The following is a 2,984-nucleotide window of genomic DNA, read 5'->3' as shown; positions in this document are numbered from 1 at the left end:
TGAACGGCGCCGCGGTGAACGAGGAGGATTCGAGGCATGAGAACGTTCAGCATCCGCGCGTTGACAGCCCTCGTGGCCGTCGCCCTCGTGGTGGGCTACGCGAGTGCCGCCTTCGCGCACGTGGCGAACCAGAAGACGCAGTTTCCCGACATCGCCGGCGACCCCAACGCGGCCGACATCCTTCTGTTGGTGGCGCTGAACATCGTGCCTCAGACACCGGTCTTCGAGCCGGAGGCGACGTTCACCCGCCGTGACCTGGCGGCCTGGGCTGCGCTGGCGCATCGCCAGGCTCAGGGCGGCGAAGGTCCGGACCTCGCCCAGCTGGTCAACAAGGGTAAGGCCTATGTCCCGTCGCTGGACGGTCGAGCCACGGCTGCGGACATCGACCAGGCAATCTTCGACGGCAAGCTGGCGCTCGATCAGCCCGACGCCACCTTCACAAAGTCGGAGGCGGCACGCTTCGTCGCGGCTCACCTGACGTCCGACTTCGTCCGGAAGCTCGGCTACGCGCCCGGGCCGGCGGGCGTGGTCACCGGCGTCAGGGTCGGCCAGTCCCCGGACGGCGACCCGTCCTACGCGCTCGTCATCGACGGGCATGACTACGCCGTCGACGAGCACCCGCGCGTGGTGGGGCCGACGGACCTGACGCTGTGGAAGGGACAGACGGTGATCCGGTCGTACCTTGCCGTCTCTTCCGAGGGCGAGGCGATCAAGTTCGCGGAACTGGGGCAGCCGAGCGAGACGACGCCGTCCGAGGCGGGATCGACTTCGGAAACGGGCCCGGCGGGCTCGGAGAGCGCGCCGGCCGCCACCGCCCCGGCTTCCCCAGGCCCGTCCGCGCCCTGGGGCTGGATCGTGGGGCTGGCGGGGCTCCTCGTGGTGCTGGGCGCCGTCCTCTTCGCGCGGCGCCGCGCCTAGCCGGCAAACGCCCATCGCGCCCAACCGGCACGCACCCGTCACACGCGGCAGGGGCGCCCGATCCCGGGCGCCCCTCGCGTGCTCAGCTTTGCGGGATGCACTGCGGCGGGAAGATGTTTTCCGGCGGGCACTCCACCGGCGGCGACGGCAACGTCACGCATTCGGACGGGACGCAGAAGCCGAAGCTCGGCACGAGCAGCTTCACACGCGCGTTGCTCTCGATCAGCAGGCAGAGCGTGACGTTCACGTGCACGTTGTTGCCGGCGATGAACGCCTCGCACGCGGACGAAGCCACGCGGCAGTCGATGAACGTCCCCTCCGGCGCGCAGAGCGTCACCGTCTTCGTGAACACGAAGGTCGCGTCAAACTCGCACACCTCGTGGCCGTTGTCGTTGAAGACGGTGATGCGCAGCCTCACCGTCACGCGGAGCGTCACGTTGGCGAGCCCGCCGTCGATGGGCGTGCGGGAGATCTCCCGGCAGTCGACGTCGCGTACGAAGCAGTCCGCCGTCGCGGCGTTGTGACAGCCCGAAGGCAGCGGGAACGACAGGTTGCTGCGCGTGTCCGTCTGGAAGCAGAAGTCGTAGACCTTGATCGTTTCGATGCAGACGATCTCGGTCGGCTTCGGACAGCCCTCTGGCGGGCACGGGCCCGGGATGATCTCTTCTGGGAAGTGGTGGCGCGTCATGGGTTTCCCTCCTTTCGCAAGGTCTAGGACAAGATACGCGGTCCGCGGGGACGGGGTGCATCCCGAGACTCCGGACCCGTGCGCGATCTTACGTCGTCGGCGTGCACTGCGGCGGGAAGAGGTTCTCCGGCGGGCACTCCACCGGCGGCGACGGCAACGTCACGCATTCGGACGGGACGCAGAAGCCGAAGCTCGGCACGAGCAGCTTGACCTGCGCCGTCGACTCGATCAGCAGGCAGATCGTGAGCGACAGGTGGACGTTGCGGCCCACCAGCACCACCGCCTCGTTGCCGGCCACCATGCGGCAGTCCACAGAGGTGCCCTCCGGCGCGCAGAGCGTCACCGTCTTGGTGAAGGTGATCGTGGTCTCGAACTGGCAGAGAATGGTTCCCTGCGCGTTGACCACCTGCACGATCGCCGGAATGATCACGATCAGCGACACATTCGCCAACCCGGAGGTGCCGTCGACCGGCTGAAACGCCGTCACCTGGCACGTGGCCTCGCCCGTCAGCACGTCCGCACTGATGCCGCCCGGAGGGCAGTTGTCGGGCAGCGGGATGATGAGGTTGTTCAGGCGGTCCGTCTGGAAACAGAAGTCATACACCTTGCGGGTCTCGATGCAGACGATCTCCGTGGCGGGCGGGCAACCTTGCGGCGGGCAGGGGCCGGGGACGACGGGGTCATGGGTCAGGGCAGAGCCCTGGGCCATCCAAGTTCCCCCCTTTCGGTTCCTGGTTGGCACACCTTATGCGCCGGTCTGGCGGGCGGTGCGGGACGCGGCGCGGTCGAGCGCGGAAAAAACGGCGAGCGCGAGGCCGACGAGGACGAGCATCACCGTGAACAGGACGGGACGCGAGGTGTGATCGTAGAGGACGCCGCCGAGCACCGGGCCGATCATGCGGCCGGCCGTGCCGGCGCTGCTGACGACGCCCTGATAGATGCCGCGGTGCCCCTCCGGCGCGAGATGGCCCGCGACGGCCGGCACGCCCGGCCACACGAACATCTCGCCGAGGGTCGTCAACGCCATCGCCAGCACGAAGCCGGCATAGGCGGTGTTGCTCATGAGAAGGACGCAGGTGAGCGCAAGCAGGCTGGTTCCGAGGTGGATCTGCCGCACGGGGTCGGGCAGGCGGGCCGCGACGGCGTTCACAAGGGGCTGCCCGATGAGGATCATCGCGCCGTTCAGCGTCCAGAGCAGGCTGTACCGCGGCATGCTGACGCCGAGCGCCTTGAGGTAGTTGGGCAGCGTGGAGCCCCACTGGATGTACATGACCCAGCAGAGCACGAATCCGGCCGCGAGGATCTGCAGCTGGCGATCGCGGCGCAGGACGCTCCATTGCTCGGCCGTCCCTGTCCGCGCCGAGGACGCGGCGGCTGT

General features: G+C 68.6%; 4 protein-coding genes. 1 reads left to right on the top strand and 3 read right to left on the bottom strand.

Going from position 1 to position 2,984, the window contains the following annotated elements; all coding sequences use genetic code 11:
* Positions 1 to 36: 36 nt before the first annotated feature.
* On the top strand, positions 37 to 918 hold the full coding sequence (locus IRZ18_09355) for a hypothetical protein (protein MBX5477311.1): 882 nt from the start codon (positions 37 to 39) through the stop codon (positions 916 to 918).
* A gap of 82 nt (positions 919 to 1,000) precedes the next feature.
* On the opposite strand, the gene IRZ18_09350 is transcribed toward IRZ18_09355, so the two are convergent.
* The 3 genes from IRZ18_09350 to IRZ18_09340 form a co-directional block, all read right to left on the bottom strand.
* Positions 1,001 to 1,606 (bottom strand): hypothetical protein, encoded by a 606-nt coding sequence (locus IRZ18_09350; GenBank protein ID MBX5477310.1) that lies wholly within the window; start codon positions 1,604 to 1,606, stop codon positions 1,001 to 1,003.
* An 88-nt stretch (positions 1,607 to 1,694) separates the two neighbouring features.
* Positions 1,695 to 2,315, bottom strand: coding sequence for a hypothetical protein (locus tag IRZ18_09345; protein ID MBX5477309.1), 621 nt, complete (start codon positions 2,313 to 2,315; stop codon positions 1,695 to 1,697).
* A gap of 36 nt (positions 2,316 to 2,351) precedes the next feature.
* The coding region (locus IRZ18_09340) for an MFS transporter (GenBank protein MBX5477308.1) at positions 2,352 to 2,984 on the bottom strand (633 nt) is incomplete at its 5' end.

The sequence above is a fragment of the Clostridia bacterium genome (assembly GCA_019683875.1).
In the GTDB taxonomy this organism is placed as follows: Bacteria; Bacillota; Sulfobacillia; order RBS10-35; family Bu92; genus Bu92.
The sequence above is the reverse complement of the archived record's forward strand: the minus strand, read 5'-3'. Positions and strand labels throughout refer to the sequence as shown.